The organism is Acinetobacter silvestris (genome assembly GCF_002135235.1).
In the GTDB taxonomy this organism is placed as follows: Bacteria; Pseudomonadota; Gammaproteobacteria; order Pseudomonadales; family Moraxellaceae; genus Acinetobacter; species Acinetobacter silvestris.
The window spans coordinates 363,682-384,761 of sequence record NZ_NEGB01000001.1; the positions used below are offsets into that span (position 1 = coordinate 363,682).

Here is a 21,080-nt window from a genome sequence, read left to right on the forward strand (position 1 = left end):
AGTTTAAGCTTTAATTTTTTGACGAATCAATTTCGGTAAACGCAGCAACATGCCTGCAAACAATCTGGAATGTACCTTAGATATCCCCCAATTATCACGCCACACATTAAAGTGGGAAATGCCATTTTCAGGATAAATCACTTTGGTCGGAATATTCATTAAGGGTACATTGTCCCATTTTAAACGGACCAAAATTTCACTATCAAAACCCATATCCGGTTGGAATTTTCCTCTATTTAAAACAGCTAAAGTCGATTTCAGTGGATATACTCGAAAACCACACATACTGTCTTTAATGTCAAAGGAAAGACTATTAATCCACACCCAAATATGAGTCGCATAACGACCATATAAACGCCCTTTTGGTACAGTATCATCGAAAATAGGCTGCCCAATGATCATCGTATTCAGGTTGTTCTGAGAAACCTCAAGAAACTTTGCAATATCATTCCAATCATGTTGACCATCACAATCCAACTGTAATGCATGACTCAAACCCATACTTTCTGCTTTACGCAAGCCTGTCACAACCGCTTGCCCTTTACCCTGATTTTGTACATGCTCAACCAAAATCATCTTCGAATATTGTTCAGCTAATTCACGTAAAATTTGCGTACACTGTGCTTCACTACCATCATTGACAATGACAATGGGTAGGTCAAATTGATCGAGATATTGTAATAAGGGTGCCAGATAATGCGGATGATTATAAACTGGAATAACAAAACTATATTGAGTCATTGAGTTCATTCTTCTGCCCTCAAATCTGATGTTATCGAAAATAATAAGCGTCCAGACGCCAATATCTTGTCAGAAGTACTCATTTCAAAATGTACTTTATGTAATTTACGTTGTAATTTGAGTTGCAGCACCGTATACGGTCGAATTAAATCCTGAAATTTAAGCTGTTCATAACCATTACACCAATCCAAATCTGCCCAGATTTGTTTCGCAAAATGCTGAATAAAACCGATTTGGCCAACCCCTGGATAAATCGGATAGTTAGGGAAATGCCCCTTAAAACATGCAAGTTCAGCAGGAAATTCTAATTTAAATTGCACTTCTTCAGCATGCTGCTGTTGCTCTAAAACAACAGGGAATAACATGGTTTGAAACAGTGCTTGCAGCGCATTTTTATTCAATTTGGATTGACTGTTTTGTGGTAATTGATGCAAGAAACGCCATTGCCGAGGAATCGCAATACTTTCCAACTTATCTTTTAACTGTATTTTTAAGGCAGCCACAAAATTTGCTTTCGAGGTTTCTTCAAATTGCTGTTGAGCTGCTTGCTGTAGTACCACAACGCAAGCCAATATTTGTCGATGTTCGTGCTCTAAAACCAAGACATGACATTGTTCAACTTCTTGAAGAGATAAAATTTTCTGTTCAATTGTATCTAGACTTAAGCGTTTTTCTTCAAGCTTAATGATGCGATCTAAACGCCCCAATAACCTAAAAGGACTTTTAGGCTGATTTTCCTCAACAACCTGTACCTGATCTCCAGTAAAAATCCAATCCTCACGAAACGCATGATTTGTCTTCACTGCAAGTTCTTGTTGTTCAGTCATTTGAATATCAACATTGGCAAAAGGCATCCAGAACGCATCATCCTGATGACGATGTGCTATTCCGCCTGTTTCTGAGCTTCCTAATACTTCAACAATCGGACGATTGAATACAGGACGAATGCCACTATCCAACTTCCCCCCCGAAGAGTAAATCTGCATACAATCTTCTAACTGGACTTCAGCTGTCCAACGCTTTAATAATGCGGGGCTTGAAATAATATAGTTTTCAATCTGTAAAAATCGTAACTTACGCTGTGCTTCTACGACATCTTCAGGAAAAGCCAGCTGGGTAAGATAAAAGCGACGTCCACTCGCCAATGGCCAAAGTAATTTAAACAATAAACCATAAATATGTTGATGGCTGACTGTGGCAATCGCAATCACAGTTTCAGGTAAAGTAAAACTCTGCTCTAACCCTTGTACTTCGTTCAAGAGTTGTCTCAACGTTCGTGGAATCTTCTTCGGTTGTCCCGTTGAGCCTGATGTATAAAAATAGACTTGCGCCTGATTTAAAAAATCATCATCTAATAATAGTTTTTGTGGCTGCAATATTTGTTGTTGTGTTCCAATACTATTGTGTCGTTCTAGAAAATAAATCTCTTGCTCAGCCAATTCAAGTTCTAAATCTTTTATTCGATTGGGTGCAATTAAAATCTCTTTATCTGCCAATAATCCCGAAAATAAAAGTACTAAAAATTCATAACTGTCAGATTCCCAAAGTGCCCAAGTCTTGTGACTTAATAACTTCATACTTACAGCTTGTTGGCAAACATCTTGCCAAAAATCAACAAAACGAACAGTGCTTAAATCATCACGAATACATAGCATTTGTCTGGAATGTAGATAGTTTTGGAAATGACATGGCATGATGAATTCTTAACTCTGATGATGATTAAACTGACTATCCTTTGAGGAGTCAGAATTTTGTTCTTGATTGAAACCTTGATGGTGCTTCCGTAAGATAAACTCACCTAAAAGTAAAATTCCCATCAAGACATATGAAATAAAACCATTATAAATAACCCAAACATGCATCGGTGCAAATAACACCGTCGCAAGCGCGACTAAAGCATTCATCACAAAGAAAAAACACCAAACAATGGTGACTTTTCTCGTCCAAATAACACCTGATTCAGGTAAATTAGGTTCAGCCAAGCGAGCAAATCGCTCAATCATCGATGGGGGCTTAATCAATGTACTAGCAAAAATCAGGAATGCTCCAACACTCATACATACTGGATACATTTTTAGCCAAGCCTGATTATTTAAAAGCAAACTCAAACCACCACACAAAATGGCAAACCAAGTCAAAGGCCACATCAGGTTGTGGCTTTTACTACATAAACGCAATATACCTAACACCAACAGCAGCACGCTGACCCATACAAACTGCCCATGCGATAAACTCCAGCCCACTAAAAAGGGATAGAGAATCAATAAAATCACTACACCCCCTCTAATGAAATGTTTCATTCAGCCAACATATTTTGGATAACAATTACAACATCTTGAACTGTTCTCACATTTTTAAAGTCTTCTGGCTGAACTTGCTTACCGGTCAATTCTTTAATTTTAACAACCAAATCAATGGCATCAATACTATCTACATCTAGATCAGAATATAAGTTTGAATCAAACTGAATCGTCTCAGCTTCAATTTCAAACAATTCTTCCATCCATTCACGTAATTTTTCTAAAATTTGTTCTTGCGTTAACATCATAACCTCTTAAGCTTTTGGTTGAGCTTCAACCAAAGCCACTAAACTTTGAATTGATTTAAAAAACTGTTTTGTCTCTGCTGATTCTGCATTTAAATGGATGTTATAACGTTTTTTTAACGCCAAACCCAACTCTAAAGCATCAATTGAATCCAAGCCTAAACCATCACCAAACAATGGTGCGTCAGTATCAATATCCTCTATACCAATGTCCTCAAGAGCAAGTACATCAATAATCATTTGTTTTAATTCATCAGCAAGATTGCTCATTTTTCAATAACTCTTGGTTAAAAAACTGTTGAAGTTTTTGGTTTAGCCGACGGACTTGCTTAGGAGAAATATCATTATCCTCCAAAACATCATCAACATGAATTGCATCTAAAACTTTAATTTGAATATGAAAAGGTTCAGATGGTATGTGATACCACTTCTCATTCTTGGTTAATGTCGAAGGGGTACATTTTATTAAAATTGGTCGTATAGGCACATTGGCACGAATTGCAATATTTGCAGCACCACGTTGGAATTCATTTAAGTACTCACCTTTTGCTGTGCGCGTACCTTCTGGAAAAATAAGTAATGAAGCTGCTTGCTGTTGTTTTAAATGTGCCACACAATCATGTATAAATTGTTCTGAACCTGCATTTAAAATATAACCAGCACTCCGTACTGGGCCTTTGGTAAATGGATTTGACCATAATGCCTCTTTCACCACACAATTGGCTTTTTCCATAAGCCCAATTAACACGACCACATCAATCAAAGTCGGATGATTGGCAATCACAAGTTCTTGTTGGCTACTGACTAATTTTTCTAAGCCTTCGACTTCATAAGTCATAATCCCCAGCTTTACCATCATTTCAGTAAAACCATTAAAACTATGCTTAATAACCTGTTGTGCCCGTTGCTTTCTAAGTTGTTGATCTCGAGTGGTTAAATTAACCAAAGGTGCAATAACACCGCCAATTGCAACCCCACCCAAACCAAAACTTGCAAAACTAAAGCCAGTTACACCGACTCGCCAGACATAATTAGCCTTATTTTTTAAGGTATTGAACAACCGCATTATCGCCACACACGCATCTTGGAATCCGAACCTTCAGTCCAGAATTGATGAAATTTTAAAGCATCTACATATTTATAGGTATGATTTTGAATATTCGATAGCGTCACAGTTAAATTTGGATGTTGTAACTCAACCAAAGCTGCCATTGCAAAGAATTGAAATTCTTTATATTCCACATATACAGTAGGCAGAGGGGCATCGTAATACACTACTAAAACTCGAGCTGGATATTCACTGGTTTTCAAATAAGCATAGGCTTCAAATAACGCTTCAGACCAATTTGCACACAAACTGGTTGATGGTGTCTTATCTTGGCAAAGAATAGAATATAAACCGGCAATCGCATTATGTACTGACGTAGAAAACTGTGTCGGCGATGGCGTCAAACCTTGCAACACATCTTCTAAAATTTTATAGGTTTTGCTTTCATCACCATATTGTGATGCCCAAACGATATAATCCACTTTATTTTGCGCAAGTGTTTCAATCGCACAACTCAATGCTAATTTTGCAATTGAAGATAAGCGCCGACGTTGCATAGCAGGGATCTGCTCAAGCGCAGGATAAGTTTCCCCTGCACAACTCATTTGTAGTTGTGATAAATTGATATGAATCATGCTTAATTGTCTTTAGCCAATATTTTACTTATTGCACAGAATACTGTGTGGTCTGAATTATATCATTTGCAATAAAAAACATCACAAAATACTCTTGAATTTTTTCAACCACTTAGTTTTATGAAAAAAGAAAACCCAAAGTTAACTTTGGGTTTTCTTAATTTAATGACAGAAAATTAACTATTAAATTTCTTTGCTGCCTTTTTAAATTTCTGAACATAACGACGTTTACGTGCTGCAACACGCTCATCTATTTGAGATTTACGCCCTTCAAATGGATTCTCTGACATTTTAAATTCGATTCGAACAGGTGTACCTTCAAGCTTATACACTTTACGGAACACATTTTCCAAATAACGACGATAATCAGCAGGAGTTTTATCCACCTTGTTACCATGTACTACAATCGTCGGTGGATTTTGGCCACCCATATGGGCATAACGCATTTTAATACGTTTCCCACTGATCATTGGCGGTTGATGTGCTTCTGTTGCATCACCCAAAATTTGCGTCAATTTTGCAGGTGTAACTTTTAAATGTGAAGACTCATAAGCACGGTGAATAGATGGGTACATTTCCCCAACACCAGTACCATGCAATGCAGAAATCAAATGTACTTTTGCCCATGGAATAAAATCAAAGCGGCGATCAACATCAAGTTTACATTGCTTACGATCATATTCAGTCATGTTGTCCCATTTATTAATGGCAATCACCATGGCACGACCAGCTTCTAAAGCATAACCAATTAAGTGTAAGTCTTGCTCAACCACACCTTCACGGGCATCTAATACAACCACAATTACATGTGCATCTTTAATCGCTTGTAAAGTCTTCACAATTGAGAATTTCTCAATCATTTCATCGACTCGGCCTTTACGACGCACACCCGCAGTATCAATCAATGTATATTGACGACCATCACGCTCAAACGGGATATAAATCGAGTCACGTGTCGTTCCTGGTTCATCAAATGCAACTACACGTTCTTCACCCAACAAGCGATTTACGAGCGTTGATTTACCGACATTCGGACGACCAATAATTGCTAAGCGTAAACCTGTCGCTTTATCGTGTTCAGCACCATCTTCATCTTCAGGAACTTCTTCAAGTACTTCCTCAAGCATTTGCGCCACACCACGACCATGGCTGGCTGCAACATGAATAGGCTCACCAAAACCGAGTTGATAAAACTCAACTACAGCCGCTTCAGCATGTACACCATCAACTTTATTCGCAACTAAATATACTTTTTTACCTAAAGTACGAATTTCACGTGCAATTTGTTCATCAGACGAGAGCAAACCAGCGCGCGCATCAACTACAAAAATAATAATATCTGCTTCATTAATGGCTGTTTTTGACTGTTCCGCCATATAAGCGTCAATACCAGCTTCACTTTCGCCAATACCACCAGTATCGACGACAATGAATGATTTATTTTGATACGTTGCATCACCATATTTACGGTCGCGAGTAAGACCAGCAAAATCTGCAACGAGAGCATCACGACTCTTGGTAATCTGGTTAAATAGCGTTGATTTTCCGACGTTCGGACGACCAATGAGCGCAATTACGGGTTTCATAGATTAACCTTTATTCAAGTCAGCCATTTGAACGGCCTGAACATCAGAAAGTATAGGAAGAAAATAGGTGAATCACCTAAATAAAAACACGGGGTATTGAACTTTCAATCACCCCGAGCATTAAAAAATATAACTATGTCTTAGTTTAACACAAGACAGAACAAAATTAACGATTCTGCATTAACGATTCTGCCAAACGCTCACTGCACCCTTTCGTGTTGAAACATAAAGTTGCCCATCAATCACACGTAACGAACGAACTTCACCACTGGTTTTATTACGCCCAATTAGATCACCTGTGGTTGGATCGATAAGGTGTAGATAACCATCTAAATCACCAACAACCAGATTTTTTCCAAGCATCACAGGATTACTTAAATTACGATTTAACAGTTTTTCATTTTGCCAAAGCTGCTGCCCCGTCGTTAAATCGTAAGCGGTTAACTTACCATCCACCTGTGCAACGAATACTTTATTATCTGAAACTTCTGGACGCGTAATACTGCTTGCATCCTCACTCCAAATCACACGCTGTGAGGCCAAATCTGTCACAGTAACTTGACCTTGATAACTAGTGGTCACCAAAAATTGCCCCGAAACCACTGGATCACCATCAACATCAATTAAACGTTGAATATCCGAGCGACCTTCACTCACAGCAACACGTTGTTGCATACGAGGTACGCCAGTTAAGCTATCTATCGCATAAACATAACCATTTGAGGTTGCAACCACAATTGTGCGAGGATCAATGCTCACTGGCGCAGCCTGACCACGCAAACTAAATTGAGCATTCGGTAATTTATAAGTCCACGCTTGTTGGCCTGAGGTTGCATCAAATGCAAATACTGTTCCATCATTGGCAACTGCAATTACACGGCCAGATTGAATTAAAGCAGGACTAATAATTGCACCAGACAATTGAGCCGTCCATTGTTGTGCACCTGTCGTTTGATCCAAGGCAAAAATTTGACCTTTTTTATTACCGACAACCACTAGCCCATCAGCGGCTTCTACACCTGAGCTTAACTCTTGCTGAGTTACTTTCACTTCCCAAAGGCGTTGCTTACCTTTATAAGCAGCGACTTCCCCTTTCGGATTAACAATAAAAATCACACCATTACTGGCATCTAATCTTAGACGCAAAGGATCTTCTTCTGGTGTTGAAGAAACACTTTGAGAAAATATAGATACCAAACTTGTAGCCTGAACAATTTTTGGAAGTGGACTCGGCTTAATTTTTTCCTCTTTAACTTTATTACTTGAGCAGCCAACCAATGCAACTGTCAAAACCGCTAAAGCGAACGGTATTTTATATTTTATATTCATTAAGACTCATCCACATGCGTTTCTAAAATTGGGCGTTCAAGTTCAGGATCATCTACCAATACGCCAACACTTTCGAGTTTAATTTGTAAAATTTGGCGCTCTTTCTTCTGTTCTACTAAGGTATTCCATGCAGCTTGATACGCTTTTTTAGCATTTTCAGTATCATTTTTCGCTACATAAACATCACCTTTGGCCTCTTCTGCAGTGGCCTTAAATGCAGGCTCTGTAACAGCAGCTAAGGTTTTTAAAGCTTCATCATATTTTTTTTGCGCAAGCTGAGCATCGGCTAAACGAATTTTTACAACCTGTAACAAGCCAGCATCTTTAATCTGAGCGTTTTCAACTTTTTTTAACTCACGCTCTGCTGTTGCATAATCTGCTTTATCATATGCCAAACGCGCCATTACCAATTGCGCTTGTAATGCTTGTACTGAATTTGGATCTTCTTTTACAATTTTATCAGCCGCTATCGCTAACGCAGCAAAGGCTTTTTCATTACCACTGGCTGCTTTAGCTTCATCCATTAACTGTTGAACTTTTGCAGTTTGGATTTGGTTTGTTGCTAATGTTTTTTTCTGCCAATATTCCCAACCAAAAAAGGCAATCAGTGCAATTAACACACCCGAAAGCATGGCAGAACCATACTTTTGAATAAATGATTTCAAACCATCAAGTTGTTCTTCACCGGTCATCGCACTCATTGTTTTACCCTTTTCCTTATGTTTTATCGCTTATTTTACAGAAAATTTTTCAATAAAGAACGGCACAATATTAGATATGGCCACTTCACATTGCTCAGCAGTTGCAAGCTCTTTCACTAAAAGATGCTGTGCTTCCCACTCTCTTTCACCCAAAATTAAAGCATAGATCGCACCAGATTGATCGGCCTTTTTCATTTGGCTTTTCATTGAACCAAGCGAACCCATTTTAAATCGAATTGAACTATTTATAACTTCCAATTGATTACGAACCGCTTCAACAAGTACCAATGCCTTACTTTGATAAGCAGGATCTGCAACCAAGAATACTTCACAATCACGTACAGGCGTATTGTCTTCTACCTGTTCAAGTAGCAGCAATAAACGTTCCATACCCATCGCAAAACCAACAGCTGGAACAGTTTGATCAACCTTACCTTTCAGTTGTCCAACCAAACCATCATAACGCCCACCTGCACATACAGTGCCTTGTGAACCCAAATGTGTAGTTGTCCATTCAAATACAGTTTTATTGTAATAATCTAAACCACGTACCAATTTCTGGTTAATCACAAACTCAATACCAGCATCCGTGAGATACTGTTGCAATTGTGCAAAATGGTTCATCGTATCTTCTTGCATAAAGTCATGCAATTTTGGCGCATTTTCCAAAATTTGTTGAGTTCGTGCATCTTTTGAATCAAGAATACGCAATGGGTTGGTCGTTAAACGACGTTGAGAATCTTCGTCTAATTCAGCTTTATGTGCAGTTAAAAATTCGACTAAGGCAGCACGATATTCAGCACGCTCATCCGATTCCCCCAGAGTATTTAACTCAAGTTGAACCTTATCCGCCACGCCCATACGCTTCCACAGACGTGCGGTCATCAAAATCAATTCAGCATCCATATCTGGTGTTGCCACACCAAACGTTTCCACACCAAACTGATGAAATTGACGATAGCGTCCTTTCTGTGGCTTTTCATAACGAAACATTGGACCAACATACCAAACACGTGGAGTTGCTCCGCGTAGTAAGTTATGTTCAAGCATGGCACGTACACAACCTGCTGTCCCTTCAGGACGCAAAGTGAGTGACTCAGGTGGATTACCTTTGTCAAAAAATGTGTACATTTCTTTTTCAACGATATCAGTAGCGTCGCCAATAGAACGCTTGAACAAACTGGTTTGTTCAACGATAGGTAAACGAATTTGTTGATAACCATAAGCATCCATTAATGATGCTAAGTGTTGCTCAAGACGTCTCCAAGCAGCTGTTTGGCTTGGAAGTACGTCATTAAAACCTTTAATTGCGACAATTGAACTCATGATCTACTCAGAAAAACTGGTGCGAATAATCTCTTTAGATTTAGCTTCTTCAAGCTCTATAACACGTTGACGAACCATGCTTTCGATTTCATCAACCAACTGATTTGTGTCAACCAAATGGCTTTTTTCACCATTTCGATACACCAGTGAACGTGGTGCAGCACCAACCACACCGATATCCGCCTCTTTGGCTTCACCCGGTCCATTCACCTTACACCCAATTACGGAAACATCCATTGGGGTACGAATATCTTCCAACCTTTCTTCCAAAGCTTGCATCACTTGAATCACGTTAAATTCTTGACGTGAACAGCTCGGGCAAGCAATGAAATTAATCCCATTTGAACGTAAGCTCAGTGATTTTAAAATATCAAAACCAATCTTAATTTCTTCTTCAGGGTCGGCAGCCAATGAAATACGCATCGTGTCACCGATGCCTTCCATCAATAAACCACCTAATGCAATCGCAGATTTCACTGAACCGGTACGATAAATTCCCGCCTCAGTTACACCCAAATGCAATGGATTATCAATTTGTTTAGACAGCAAACGATAAGCATCCATGGTTAAAAACACATTCGATGCTTTAACCGATACTTTAAATTCTTGGAAATTTAAACGATCCAAAATATCAATGTGACGCATCGCCGACTCAAGCAAAGCTTGACCAGTAGGTTCACCATATTTTTTTTGAATATCTTTTTCTAAAGAACCGGCATTGACACCAATCCGCATGGAAATATCATGATGTTTTGCTGCGGCAACCACTTCACGAATTTTTGCTTCAGAACCAATATTACCGGGATTAATCCGCAAGCAATCCGCCCCCATTTCAGCAACTTTCAATGCAATTTTATAATCAAAATGAATATCAGCAACTAAAGGCACAGAAACACGTTTACGAATTTCACCAAATGCGATTGCAGCTTCCATCGATGGAACTGAAACACGCATGATGTCTGCACCGATATCAGCGCAACGCTCAATCTGAGCAACGGTCTCATCAATGTCACAGGTTTCTGTGTTCGTCATACTCTGGATGCTGATTGGCGCATCACCACCAACATACACCGAACCAACACGAATTTTTCGTGTTGGGCGGCGTTTAATCGGATTTGCAATCATTGTACTGCTCGACTCAATGTGATTAACGAGATAAACGGAATTCTGCTTTTCCGTTCACAGTATATGGTGACAATGAAATATGTTCATTATTCAAACTTAAAGTTACCGCAGTGGCATCATCCAGTCGAATTTGAAATGGCGATTGACCATTAATCGTTAATGTCGCAGATTGACGACCTGTCGCTAAGACTTTACCGGTACTGTCAACAATATGCACAGCCGTTGGATGACTAAAATTAAGCACCATTTCATCACCAGATGTGGCTGAACTATTGTTTAATGACAATACTTCCACTTCTGAAGCCTGAGCTTTGGTTTCTGGAGTTTCATCACCTTTGTTCAACGACCAGTTTTGAACTCCAATAATAACTGCACAGATGACCGCAATCACTACTAAAATTAATATGCTGCGTTTCAACCATTTTCTATTGCGGTCACTTTTAGAACTTGGCAATTTTCCCATAATTTTAATAGGAGAATTATTTAGAGCATGATTCGGCAACAAACCCGTATCATTTTCATAAATTTCATCAAAACGCTGGATAATTGCTGTCGCATCGACATTTAAATACTTTGCATAAGAACGATAATATCCTTTGATAAAAGTCGCCTCTGGCAATGCTTTATAGTCATCCTGCTCCAATGCCTGTAAGGTTTTTATCGGCATATTCAAGTCTGCAGCAACATCCTGAATATCACGAATCTGCGAAACTCGGACTTGACGCAAATATTCACCTGGACGTTGAATATTTCCTAAAGCATTAGGTACTGCATTTGAAGCAGCAGGTTGCTGTGAATTAGGATTTACTTCCATACGGCCTCAGTATTGTACTGTAATTGCAAATAACGTTGATATTCTTGACTTTCTGGGAACTGTGCACGCAACTGATTCACCAGCACCTGCATTCCCATATTATCACCATTGGCACGCGCAATACGTAAACCAATCCAAAGCGCTCGTGCCCCTTGGTTATTCTGACCCACTAAACGAACATATTGCTCATAAAGTTGACTTGCAGCGGGTATATTTTGCTGCAAATAAAACAACTCAGATAACTCTATCATTGAAATAATAGAATCTCGATTGGCTTGCAAAGCTTGTTTAAAGGTTTTTTCAGCATTGGCAGCATCACCAAGCTTTAAATAAATTCGCCCTAGATTTTCCAATGCACGAAAACGCTGATCATAACCTAATGTTGCACCCGCAATTGAGAACTGCTCAATTGCGTCATTATAACGCTCAACTTGATACAAATACGTACCATAATTATTACGCGCTTGTGCATTTTTAGAATCTATAGAAATTGATCGCTTAAAATAGCTTTCTGCTTTTTCCATATTGGGCTTACTACCTTCACGCTGTAGTAACACGCCCATCATCATATTCGCATTTGAATCACGCGGTTCTGCTTCAAGCGCCTGATCTAATGCACGTTTCGCAGCATCTAAATCACCAGAACGGATATATTCAGCTGCTAATTGAGCACGTACTTTTGCCGCTTTTTCAGGGTCTTTTTTAGTAATCATACCATTCGGAATGGTCTGACACCCTTGTACAACCAATGCAGTGCAACATATCGCTATATATACGATTGTTTTTTGATACAGAGGTTTTCTCAAAGCATGCTCCTAAATAAGTTCTACCAATGGCTTTAGCCTTGTGATCGCAGAATCACATTACCTTCTTCAACTTTCTTTTTCCATTGTTCTGCACGGCGTGTGCGGTCAGCAACCTGCCCCACCAATTGACCACAAGCTGCATCAATATCATCACCACGTGTCTGACGAATCGTACACACAAATCCTGCATCAGACAAAGTTTTTTGAAAAGAAATAATACGATTTCGGCTAGAACGCTCATAAGGCGCATGAGGGAATGGATTAAACGGAATTAAATTAATTTTACTTGGTAGATTTTTAAGAAGTTTAATCATTTGTTGCGCATGTTCTGGATGATCATTCACACCATCCAACATCACATATTCAATGGTTACATGTCTACGTGAGCTTTCATTGCCATTTTTTGCAATATAACGCTGACAAGCAGCAATCAATTGCTCTAATGGGTATTTTTTATTAATTGGCACCAGCTCATTACGCAATGCATCATTCGGTGCATGTAAAGAGATTGCCAAAGCAACATCGATATCTTTACCCAACTGATCAATTTTAGGCACCACACCAGAAGTTGACAAAGTCACACGACGTTTAGACATACCATAAGCAAAATCATCAAGCATGATATACATTGAACTCAGTACTGCATCATAATTCAGTAAAGGCTCACCCATGCCCATCATCACTACATTGGTCACTGAACGTTCACGCTCAGCCACAGGCACGTCTTCCATATAAGAATGATTCGCAACCCATAACTGCCCAATGATCTCATCCGGCGTCAAGTCACGTTGGAAACCTTGTTTCCCTGTCGAGCAAAATGAACAATCCAGTGCACAACCGACTTGTGAGGAAATACATAACGTTCTACTCAATCCTGTTTTATGCTCAGCAGGAATCAATACCGTTTCAACTAAAGAGCCCGCACCTTCTCCAACACGAAAGACCCATTTACGAGTGCCATCTTTGGAATAGTTACGATGTACCACTTCAGGCGCTTTAATTTCACAAACTTGTTCTAATTTTTCACGTAACTTACCTGAAATATTACTCATTTCGGCAAAATCAGTCACGAAGAATTGATGAATCCACTTCATCACCTGTCCCGCACGAAACTTCTTTTCCCCGAGGGTTTCAAAGAATGCTTCTAATTGTGGACGTGACATGCCGAGTAAATTCACCTTCGGTACAGTTTCAACTTGTACTGGAGTCGATAGAGACTGAGGCCCATCTTGTTTTACGGATGAAGCGACAACTTCAGAATTCATGAGATTACCTAACCATGTCTTGGGATGAAAAAATTCGCTCAATAATCAAGCAAAAAAATATATTAAGAAAAAAAAACCAGACAAGCAGTATATCACTTATCTGGTTTCGGGTCTGTTAACAATTGATAAATAGCTAAGTCTCTCAGCTAAAATCGGGCGACCCTATGTACTACAAATTAACGAGTACGTGGGCAGATTTCAGTTTGAGCGAAGAAGTAGTTAACTTCACGATCAGCAGATGCAACTGAGTCAGAACCGTGAGCAGCGTTTTCGTCGATGCTTACAGCGAAATCTGCACGGATTGTACCAGGAGCAGCTTCTTTAGGATTCGTTGCGCCAAGGATTTCACGGTGAGCAAGAACTGCGTTTTCGCCTTCAAGAACAGAAACAACAACAGGACCAGAAGTCATAAATGCAACTAGATCAGCAAAGAAACCGCGTTCTTTGTGCTCAGCATAGAAGCCTTCAGCTTCAGCTTGAGTCAAATGTTTCATTTTAGTTGCAACGATTTTAAGACCCGCTTTTTCAAAACGAGCAAAAATTTCGCCAACATTGTTTTTAGCAACAGCATCAGGTTTTACGATAGATAAAGCACGTTCAATAGCCATGATTGGCTCCTTAGGTCAATTTGACGTTAAAATTTTGCGCATTATACCGAATAATGGGCAATTTTCTGCTTTTGATATGTAAAAAAAATGGTTTTTTCAACATACAGAAAGCTGAGGATTAGTTTGCTTCGTCAATCCATGCCATTTGAATCCCTTCCAACAGACCTTCTGTCGATTTGGTCGGATCATCACTAAAATTGGGCAAGGCACACACCCATGCATGTAAGTCGGTAAAGCGAATCCATTGTGGATCTACATCTGGATGTGCTTCTAAAAGTTCAATGGCGAGATCAATGCTGTCAGTCCAACGTAAACCCATGGATATTCCTAAACGCTAAATGAATACTGTTACTTTAACAAATTCCCAAAATTGAAAAACGATTTTTCGATTTTTAACAGCACATTTTTACAAGATAATATGTAAAAGTGGTGCAGTACAAATAATCCCACTGGCGATGACCACACCAATCAACGCCCCCACCAATACATCACTTGGATAATGCAAGCCGAGTACCATCCGTGATATTGCAACTAAAATGGTAAAGGGCAACATCAAAAATAACATAAGCGGCTGAATGTACCCCAAGACGATTGTCACCATTACAGCATGTAAGGTATGACCTGAAGGAAAGCTAAAGTGATCAAGTGGTCTTTCACCAAGCACGATGACTTGATGTACTTGATACGGTCTGGGGCGTGTGGTTTTATGCTTGAGTAATTTATAAACTCCTGTTCCGAACAATCCACTAAGTACTACATAAAAAAGTTGTAAACCATAAGCTAAATTCTTTTGTACCCATATCAAGATCAACATGGCATACCAAAATGTACCATCACCTAATCGACTAATGATTTTAAAAAAAATTGCAATATTTTGCGTATGTGACAAATGATTAAGATAAATGCAGCCTTTTAGATCCAAATCGAGTATTTTTATTTTAGTATTTTTAAAATTCACTTTAATACTCCTCTCCTCACTATGAGATATCCGAAATCACAAAAATAAATTCTGTGTTAACTAATAAAGGACTTGTTCAAATTACTGAATAGAATATTTCCATCCTATATTTGGTACACTAGCCTGCGCCCCATCTGCTGCAAAGTTTTATTATTTGGTAGTTGCAGCATATATTGAATAAATGGATTGAGAAACGTTCAAATATTACGACCATCCGAATTGCATATTAGAATACTTAGAGATTAATTTGGTTTAACTAAACACTCTTTATTCAGTTTAAAATTATTAAATTAATATTTCTGCTCAGACCGATTAATAAAATTTATCTCTTTGCTGCTGTAAACCTTTACAGCACTCTAACAAAGCCAATACCATGCCGTTACGCTTCAGTTACGATAGTTACTTTAAGTCGTAACCATACTAAATTATGAAGTAAACCCATATTTCCACAAATCAAATTATGTTTGTTCTTCTTAAAATAAAACTTAATTTTTTTCCAGACTATCTTGTTATTTGTATAACAAAGGTTTGTGCGTATAGACTTATTATACAATTGCCTAATCTCCTCCTCCTGAGTAGATTAGGCAATATTTCTTACACTTTGATGATAATTAGATGACTGTTTTTTGAAACAGCGCAAATCCAGTGCATTAAATTTCATTTTAGAACATAAGACTGACATATAAGTTATCTTTGTAGCTGCCAGCAGGTGTAAGCACATTTGGCCGCTCCAGCAATTGAACAAGAACTACAAATTTATCATTCGTACCCGCTGGTTGTGACAAAGGAACATTCCAACGAGAGCCTGAAGCGCCTGAAATATTCATTTGTGTTCTTAATTTATGGTTAGTCTCATTAACCAAATAACTACTTCCACTTGAATTAGTCAGATTCCTTGAACTAAATTGAATCGCGTAACGGGTATCACACGATACCATAAACGATGTTGCGGCCTGACTCAGATAAGATGAGCTTAGTTTTAATTGTGAAGATGTGACTCTGTCAATTTGACAAGATTTTGCATGACCGAGTGGAATACAAAACAATAATAATACACATATACTTAATTTAAGTTTCATGTCTTACTCCATTTATTTACAACTGAGATCAACGGGTGGTGCACCCGCTACAGTCGGAGCATTGGTAACGTTCAATTCAGCTGAGCATGCTTCTCCCTCCTTAGATTGGGCTTTCAATTGATAAGTTTTTGGAATTAAGCCATACAAGGTGACTGTTCCATCAGATGAAACTGGATAAACATCGCCATCTTCATTATTAATAGAAACCTCAGTACCTGGTGCAAAATTTTGACCATTCATATTCAACAGGCGAACAGTCACCTGTTTTGCATGATACACAGGAAAATCAATTACATAACCCCGTTGGTTTAGTGCTGTAATTTGCTTATTTGAATAGATAATTTTATCTTCTATCGGCAACTGGTTTTCATCAAACGCAATATCATATTTCACATATGGAATAATATCGTGAACAAATGCATACCCATTTTTATTGGTTTTATCCACCTCATTTAATGAGCGAAGAATATTAATATTCGGATAAGAACCTACTTTGACCAAGGCAAAAGCATTATCTACCGACTTGGTAAAACTGAGCTGATTTTCGAGTAAAACGATTGCGCCGCGATAATGTAACTGTGATTCTCTATACTGATTACTTTGCTGATGACTAAAACTTAAGTCACCAACATTAGTTTTAAATGTCCCATCGACATTGTATAAAGTTTCATTATCTCTTCTATTCACGCCCACGGCATAATCAAATCCAACTTGATTCGCATCACTTTTGACGAACTGTAAATTGGTATTATTATCCGCTGATTGATTAAAATACAGCGATCTCTTGATGTCAAAATTGTAACTTAAAGATAAAATGCCACCCGAATCTTTTCGATCACCCATTTCGTTAAAATAACTCAGACCCAATAAAGCCTTAGGACCAATTTGTCGACTAAAACCTACACGGAGTATTTTTTGATTATCTCGAGCAAAAGTCGCGCTATCATAATATTTCTGCTCTGCATAATTTATATTCACATTCTGAAAGAATGGAATATCACTTACGCCAAAATAAACTAAACTTTCAAATTTCGGATAAAAATTTTCCCCGCCGAGATCATCCCCTAAAAACTTAAAATCTCTCTCGGTATATTTGGTACTCGCTCCTAAAGAATAGCGCCCCAAATCTTTACTTGCAGACAATCCATATGAAAATTTAAATCCATTTTGATCTTCATGCGACCCTTGTATAGTACTATCTAAAAGAAATAGATTACTGACAGCCTGTGTCCACATTAAACCGATATTTTGAATATCTTTACTATATAAAAGATTTGTGCCTAATGAGGTCGAATTAGATATCCCTTTGCGATAAAACGTATTTGCAAAGAAATCGCGATAATCACTACTATCCGAATTATAGTTATAGCGAAGCTTTCCTAAGGAAACATTATATTCGCTTAACCCCTTACGTAACAATTGGCTTGTGACGATGATCGGGAAACTCTGAACACTTCGATTCCCTAAAATATCCTCAACCACAATTTGTGCATTGCCAGACTGTTGTATTTGCGAACCCGTTTGCAGATTATAATCACCTGGCGTGACTTTTTGGTTATAAATATTCACACCATTGATATACAGCTCAACCGTAGATGGAATTCGAGCACTACCCTGTAAGCTAGGTACATTCCAATAAATAAAACCTGGTCGTTCTGTATAGTTCGTTCCCCAACTTAGCCCGCCAAATCGAAGCGAGTTAATTAAAGGATTATAAACTGTCGTAGTATCACCAATCGTTAGGCGTGTCATTTGATCCGTAAAGTCGTAATCTACACTACTAGCCAATCTGACTAACTTATCTTCTTTCGCTAAATTCTGATAAAACATAGAATTTTTAAAAATCCAATAATCTTTAAAAACTCCCAACTCAACCAAGCCATTATAAATATTATCCGATGCATTATTCGCATAATACATTTCATAATTCAAAAACCCACCAAAACTGGCTTTTTCTGGCTTCTGAATATCCGTACCATACGTATTCGTGGCAAAAAGATCAGCAGGTACGGTTAAGCGAATAGACTGTGATTCTTGATCAAAAGTTGACTGAACAGCCCCCCCCGAAACCAAACAGTAATCGGGTTGCGATTGTAGTATTTGAAGGCGACTGGTATCAATTTTTCCTTGCGTTAATACATCACACTTTATATAAAACCGATCCTGATCTTTTAATAAAGTAGTATCTGTATGCATATCCAGCCCATTGATCCATAAATCAGCCAGAATATTTTCTAGATTATTATTGCTTGCCTGTGCACTAAATGCCCAGAAAACATTAATTAATATTAATACTTTATTATTTATAGGCATACCACCCTCTTTGCATAGGCTTTAGTCTGATAGCTTAAATTCCACTACCTTGTCATTTTTATCGGTGCTTAACTGGATAGTATAGTTTTGTGAAGCACTTAATTTAGTATTATTTAAATCATATATCATGCTTTTTTTTGCAAGTAAATAGCTCATGGTCTCGTTTTTAAATACTTCTTTTTTATTCGCATCGACAATTTTTAAAGCCGTAATTTGAACATGTGAATTTGCATTATTGATGGCCTTTAGCTGACCATTTTCAAGTTTAAATTTCATATCTAGAGCTTCTTGCTTCCCCACAAATAATGGCAAGCTAAAGTTGAGTAAAAAATTAACTGAAGTATCTTTGGTCGCTTGTGGAATCTCATCAACAATAATCCGCCATGCCCCTTCTTGATTATTGGTCAATACCGATGCAATTGGTCGCCCAAATCCTATACGAATGGTTTGCTGTTTTTGCGGTTGTAAGATGAAATTTCTAGGATTAACAATAATAGTATCATCTGCTGTCAGTACATTTTTCCCAGTTTCATCCTGAGTCCATACAAATGCCTTAACTTCAAATATTCTTTTATCAGTCTCATCTACAGATTCAAGCGTCAAAGTAGTTGACTTTTGTCGTGCTGTATCAAGCATATAAAGTTGAACTGGACTGACTGAAACTCCAGCATGTGCCATCGTACCGAATAACATCGAAGCGACTAACAAAGGTCTTATTTTTTTCATATCATCACCTTATTATTATTAACAATAAAAACCTAACTTAACACAACATTAAGTTAGGTTCGTTTTATTATAAACAGGAAATATCAATAAGAAACCCTAATTCGATATGTGTCACTATAAGTGCCTGCTGCATTGGATGCTGTAGTTGCTGCATTAGTCACAGAAACAACATAGTTATCTGTGCCCAAGCCTGTATGGTTCGTAGTACCCATACCTGCATTTACCAATCCACCACCATTTGTTTTTATGGTTGTGCTTATATGATTTGTTCCATTTTTCACATAGGTAGAATTAGAAAATCCAGTATTCGCTGTGCTGAGTTCCAATACATAATGTGTATTACTTTCTACTGCATAATTTGAGGTTTTGGTACCACCAGCTGAACTTAAAATAATTGGACTACCGCCACTTACAGTACATTTTTTCGGTACTTCTAATGTAATTGGAATATCTTTACTACAGCCTAGCTCCGTACATCTTGAAAAGTCTGGGCCATTATCACCTGGTTTTGCTGCATCATCTGCAAAAACTGCCGTTGAACAAGCACCCAATACCACTGCTGCTAACGCAGCCTGCGTCATTTTATTCATCTTTTATCTCCCATTTCTTTTTTTAAAAAGAATGTGCACTTAATAGATAACAATAAGAAACAACAACAATTACGCTGGTTACTCTTCATTATTGAGTAGGCTTCGTAACCGTAAATACATAATAATGCTTTTTGCAAAAAAACAGATATATGTGACATATTTCACATTATATATAAAGTTTGTTTATTTTTATTACATAATATATTGTTTTTTATTTAGCTTTTATTAATAAAAAAAATAAACTCTTGAAATTATTCTAGGTAAACATGAACCAGAAAAATAAAAAACTCATTAATATCTTAATTAAAAAATATAACCATATAATTTTATTATATTTATTAAAAAATACCATTTTACATAAACATCTATTAAAGTTACTTAACTTACAAAATAAACCCTAATATTGCCCTATATTTCATAAATTAATCTTTTTTTGTTTGCATTTATGATAAAAATATATGAAATACATCACACTTTATTATGTTTACCTATCTAAAATCACAATCCAAAGCCACTTAAGGTCACTAAAACTTATTTTCTTAGGATATTCATAAAAATTGAATAACATAAAAGCCTCTAGACCCGACTACCAGCTCAACTGATATAAGCAAAACACAGCTTCTTTAAAAAAAGTATTAAAATACAAGGCTTAACAATCTCTCCTGAATATTATAATAACAACCCAAAATATCTAAGAAAAAAACAAGTAAATCAAAATCCTAAACATATATCTCACCAAACTATAAAATATTTGAGAGTGACCAGTACTGACTTATAAAGTGATTGCAAATCCATGCATGTAGAAAGTACATCTAAATACCAGCAATACTTTTCCTATCTCAAATTATGAATAAAAAAGTCAGCTATTTACATAGCTGACTTTTC

The 21,080-nt window shown here is 37.6% G+C and carries 22 protein-coding genes; all 22 read right to left on the reverse strand.

Translation table 11 applies throughout. The features are described 5' to 3' along the window. Positions 1 to 3: 3 nt before the first annotated feature. Positions 4 to 741 carry a glycosyltransferase family 2 protein gene (locus tag B9T28_RS01745; RefSeq protein ID WP_086202553.1) on the reverse strand — a complete coding sequence of 246 codons (738 nt, stop codon included), beginning with the start codon at positions 739 to 741 and terminating at the stop codon, positions 4 to 6. Positions 742 to 746: 5 nt separating this feature from the next. Further along, positions 747 to 2,435 (reverse strand): ApeI family dehydratase, encoded by a 1,689-nt coding sequence (locus tag B9T28_RS01750; protein ID WP_086202234.1) that lies wholly within the window; start codon positions 2,433 to 2,435, stop codon positions 747 to 749. Between the two features lie 9 nt (positions 2,436 to 2,444). Further along, on the reverse strand, positions 2,445 to 3,041 hold the full coding sequence (locus B9T28_RS01755; RefSeq protein ID WP_086202235.1) for a COG4648 family protein: 597 nt from the start codon (positions 3,039 to 3,041) through the stop codon (positions 2,445 to 2,447). Continuing rightward, positions 3,038 to 3,286 (reverse strand): acyl carrier protein, encoded by a 249-nt coding sequence (locus tag B9T28_RS01760; RefSeq protein WP_086202236.1) that lies wholly within the window; start codon positions 3,284 to 3,286, stop codon positions 3,038 to 3,040. The genes B9T28_RS01755 and B9T28_RS01760 overlap by 4 nt, the downstream gene beginning before the upstream one ends. A 9-nt stretch (positions 3,287 to 3,295) precedes the next feature. Further along, positions 3,296 to 3,556, reverse strand: a complete 261-nt coding sequence (locus B9T28_RS01765; protein WP_086202237.1) for a phosphopantetheine-binding protein — start codon at positions 3,554 to 3,556, stop codon at positions 3,296 to 3,298. Next, entirely contained in the window at positions 3,540 to 4,352 is an 813-nt protein-coding gene (locus B9T28_RS01770; protein ID WP_086202238.1) for a lysophospholipid acyltransferase family protein, read from the reverse strand. Before B9T28_RS01770 ends, B9T28_RS01765 begins: the two co-directional genes overlap by 17 nt. Continuing rightward, positions 4,352 to 4,969 carry a beta-ketoacyl synthase chain length factor gene (locus B9T28_RS01775; RefSeq protein ID WP_086202239.1) on the reverse strand — a complete coding sequence of 206 codons (618 nt, stop codon included), beginning with the start codon at positions 4,967 to 4,969 and terminating at the stop codon, positions 4,352 to 4,354. The genes B9T28_RS01770 and B9T28_RS01775 overlap by 1 nt, the downstream gene beginning before the upstream one ends. A 176-nt stretch (positions 4,970 to 5,145) precedes the next feature. Continuing rightward, positions 5,146 to 6,555, reverse strand: coding sequence for a ribosome biogenesis GTPase Der (gene der, locus B9T28_RS01780; protein WP_086202240.1), 1,410 nt, complete (start codon positions 6,553 to 6,555; stop codon positions 5,146 to 5,148). A gap of 180 nt (positions 6,556 to 6,735) precedes the next feature. Next, positions 6,736 to 7,884, reverse strand: coding sequence for an outer membrane protein assembly factor BamB (bamB, locus tag B9T28_RS01785; RefSeq protein WP_086202241.1), 1,149 nt, complete (start codon positions 7,882 to 7,884; stop codon positions 6,736 to 6,738). After that, complete coding sequence (locus tag B9T28_RS01790) at positions 7,884 to 8,585, reverse strand: YfgM family protein (RefSeq protein ID WP_086202242.1); 702 nt, start codon at positions 8,583 to 8,585, stop codon at positions 7,884 to 7,886. The genes bamB and B9T28_RS01790 overlap by 1 nt, the downstream gene beginning before the upstream one ends. A 30-nt stretch (positions 8,586 to 8,615) precedes the next feature. Further along, entirely contained in the window at positions 8,616 to 9,911 is a 1,296-nt protein-coding gene (hisS, locus tag B9T28_RS01795) for a histidine--tRNA ligase (RefSeq protein ID WP_086202243.1), read from the reverse strand. A 3-nt stretch (positions 9,912 to 9,914) separates the two neighbouring features. Then, the gene (gene ispG, locus B9T28_RS01800; RefSeq protein WP_086202244.1) at positions 9,915 to 11,036 is read right to left on the reverse strand and encodes a flavodoxin-dependent (E)-4-hydroxy-3-methylbut-2-enyl-diphosphate synthase; all 1,122 of its coding nucleotides are present in this window, start codon (positions 11,034 to 11,036) and stop codon (positions 9,915 to 9,917) included. A gap of 22 nt (positions 11,037 to 11,058) precedes the next feature. Continuing rightward, the gene (locus tag B9T28_RS01805) at positions 11,059 to 11,850 is read right to left on the reverse strand and encodes a helix-turn-helix domain-containing protein (RefSeq protein WP_086202245.1); all 792 of its coding nucleotides are present in this window, start codon (positions 11,848 to 11,850) and stop codon (positions 11,059 to 11,061) included. Next, complete coding sequence (gene pilW / locus B9T28_RS01810) at positions 11,841 to 12,644, reverse strand: type IV pilus biogenesis/stability protein PilW (RefSeq protein ID WP_086202554.1); 804 nt, start codon at positions 12,642 to 12,644, stop codon at positions 11,841 to 11,843. Before pilW ends, B9T28_RS01805 begins: the two co-directional genes overlap by 10 nt. A gap of 44 nt (positions 12,645 to 12,688) precedes the next feature. Next, positions 12,689 to 13,921 carry a dual-specificity RNA methyltransferase RlmN gene (rlmN, locus tag B9T28_RS01815; RefSeq protein ID WP_086202246.1) on the reverse strand — a complete coding sequence of 411 codons (1,233 nt, stop codon included), beginning with the start codon at positions 13,919 to 13,921 and terminating at the stop codon, positions 12,689 to 12,691. Between the two features lie 176 nt (positions 13,922 to 14,097). Further along, positions 14,098 to 14,529, reverse strand: a complete 432-nt coding sequence (gene ndk, locus B9T28_RS01820) for a nucleoside-diphosphate kinase (RefSeq protein WP_086202247.1) — start codon at positions 14,527 to 14,529, stop codon at positions 14,098 to 14,100. Positions 14,530 to 14,647: 118 nt separating this feature from the next. Next, entirely contained in the window at positions 14,648 to 14,848 is a 201-nt protein-coding gene (gene iscX / locus B9T28_RS01825; protein ID WP_086202248.1) for a Fe-S cluster assembly protein IscX, read from the reverse strand. Positions 14,849 to 14,935: 87 nt separating this feature from the next. Then, on the reverse strand, positions 14,936 to 15,487 hold the full coding sequence (locus B9T28_RS01830) for a phosphatase PAP2 family protein (RefSeq protein ID WP_086202249.1): 552 nt from the start codon (positions 15,485 to 15,487) through the stop codon (positions 14,936 to 14,938). Between the two features lie 662 nt (positions 15,488 to 16,149). Beyond that, complete coding sequence (locus tag B9T28_RS01835; protein ID WP_086202250.1) at positions 16,150 to 16,566, reverse strand: hypothetical protein; 417 nt, start codon at positions 16,564 to 16,566, stop codon at positions 16,150 to 16,152. A 12-nt stretch (positions 16,567 to 16,578) separates the two neighbouring features. Beyond that, positions 16,579 to 18,879: a fimbria/pilus outer membrane usher protein gene (locus tag B9T28_RS01840; protein WP_086202251.1), complete on the reverse strand. Its 2,301-nt coding sequence runs from the start codon at positions 18,877 to 18,879 to the stop codon at positions 16,579 to 16,581. A 21-nt stretch (positions 18,880 to 18,900) separates the two neighbouring features. Then, positions 18,901 to 19,605, reverse strand: a complete 705-nt coding sequence (locus tag B9T28_RS01845; protein ID WP_086202252.1) for a fimbrial biogenesis chaperone — start codon at positions 19,603 to 19,605, stop codon at positions 18,901 to 18,903. An 83-nt stretch (positions 19,606 to 19,688) separates the two neighbouring features. Continuing rightward, positions 19,689 to 20,195: a hypothetical protein gene (locus B9T28_RS01850; protein WP_086202253.1), complete on the reverse strand. Its 507-nt coding sequence runs from the start codon at positions 20,193 to 20,195 to the stop codon at positions 19,689 to 19,691. Positions 20,196 to 21,080: the final 885 nt, after the last annotated feature.

Excerpts from the sequence above, each read along its gene's own strand:
- B9T28_RS01845 (WP_086202252.1), bottom strand. The coding sequence starts at position 19,605 with ATGAAAAAAATAAGACCTTTGTTAGTCGCTTCGATGTTATTCGGTACG.
- der (WP_086202240.1), bottom strand. The coding sequence starts at position 6,555 with ATGAAACCCGTAATTGCGCTCATTGGTCGTCCGAACGTCGGAAAATCA.
- B9T28_RS01835 (WP_086202250.1), bottom strand. The coding sequence starts at position 16,566 with ATGAAACTTAAATTAAGTATATGTGTATTATTATTGTTTTGTATTCCA.
- B9T28_RS01755 (WP_086202235.1), bottom strand. The coding sequence starts at position 3,041 with ATGAAACATTTCATTAGAGGGGGTGTAGTGATTTTATTGATTCTCTAT.
- B9T28_RS01770 (WP_086202238.1), bottom strand. The coding sequence starts at position 4,352 with ATGCGGTTGTTCAATACCTTAAAAAATAAGGCTAATTATGTCTGGCGA.
- B9T28_RS01750 (WP_086202234.1), bottom strand. The coding sequence starts at position 2,435 with ATGCCATGTCATTTCCAAAACTATCTACATTCCAGACAAATGCTATGT.
- ndk (WP_086202247.1), bottom strand. The coding sequence starts at position 14,529 with ATGGCTATTGAACGTGCTTTATCTATCGTAAAACCTGATGCTGTTGCT.
- B9T28_RS01840 (WP_086202251.1), bottom strand. The coding sequence starts at position 18,879 with ATGCCTATAAATAATAAAGTATTAATATTAATTAATGTTTTCTGGGCA.
- B9T28_RS01805 (WP_086202245.1), bottom strand. The coding sequence starts at position 11,850 with ATGGAAGTAAATCCTAATTCACAGCAACCTGCTGCTTCAAATGCAGTA.
- hisS (WP_086202243.1), bottom strand. The coding sequence starts at position 9,911 with ATGAGTTCAATTGTCGCAATTAAAGGTTTTAATGACGTACTTCCAAGC.
- B9T28_RS01850 (WP_086202253.1), bottom strand. The coding sequence starts at position 20,195 with ATGAATAAAATGACGCAGGCTGCGTTAGCAGCAGTGGTATTGGGTGCT.
- B9T28_RS01745 (WP_086202553.1), bottom strand. The coding sequence starts at position 741 with ATGACTCAATATAGTTTTGTTATTCCAGTTTATAATCATCCGCATTAT.
- ispG (WP_086202244.1), bottom strand. The coding sequence starts at position 11,036 with ATGATTGCAAATCCGATTAAACGCCGCCCAACACGAAAAATTCGTGTT.
- B9T28_RS01775 (WP_086202239.1), bottom strand. The coding sequence starts at position 4,969 with ATGATTCATATCAATTTATCACAACTACAAATGAGTTGTGCAGGGGAA.
- B9T28_RS01760 (WP_086202236.1), bottom strand. The coding sequence starts at position 3,286 with ATGTTAACGCAAGAACAAATTTTAGAAAAATTACGTGAATGGATGGAA.
- iscX (WP_086202248.1), bottom strand. The coding sequence starts at position 14,848 with ATGGGTTTACGTTGGACTGACAGCATTGATCTCGCCATTGAACTTTTA.
- B9T28_RS01790 (WP_086202242.1), bottom strand. The coding sequence starts at position 8,585 with ATGAGTGCGATGACCGGTGAAGAACAACTTGATGGTTTGAAATCATTT.
- bamB (WP_086202241.1), bottom strand. The coding sequence starts at position 7,884 with ATGAATATAAAATATAAAATACCGTTCGCTTTAGCGGTTTTGACAGTT.
- B9T28_RS01765 (WP_086202237.1), bottom strand. The coding sequence starts at position 3,556 with ATGAGCAATCTTGCTGATGAATTAAAACAAATGATTATTGATGTACTT.
- rlmN (WP_086202246.1), bottom strand. The coding sequence starts at position 13,921 with ATGAATTCTGAAGTTGTCGCTTCATCCGTAAAACAAGATGGGCCTCAG.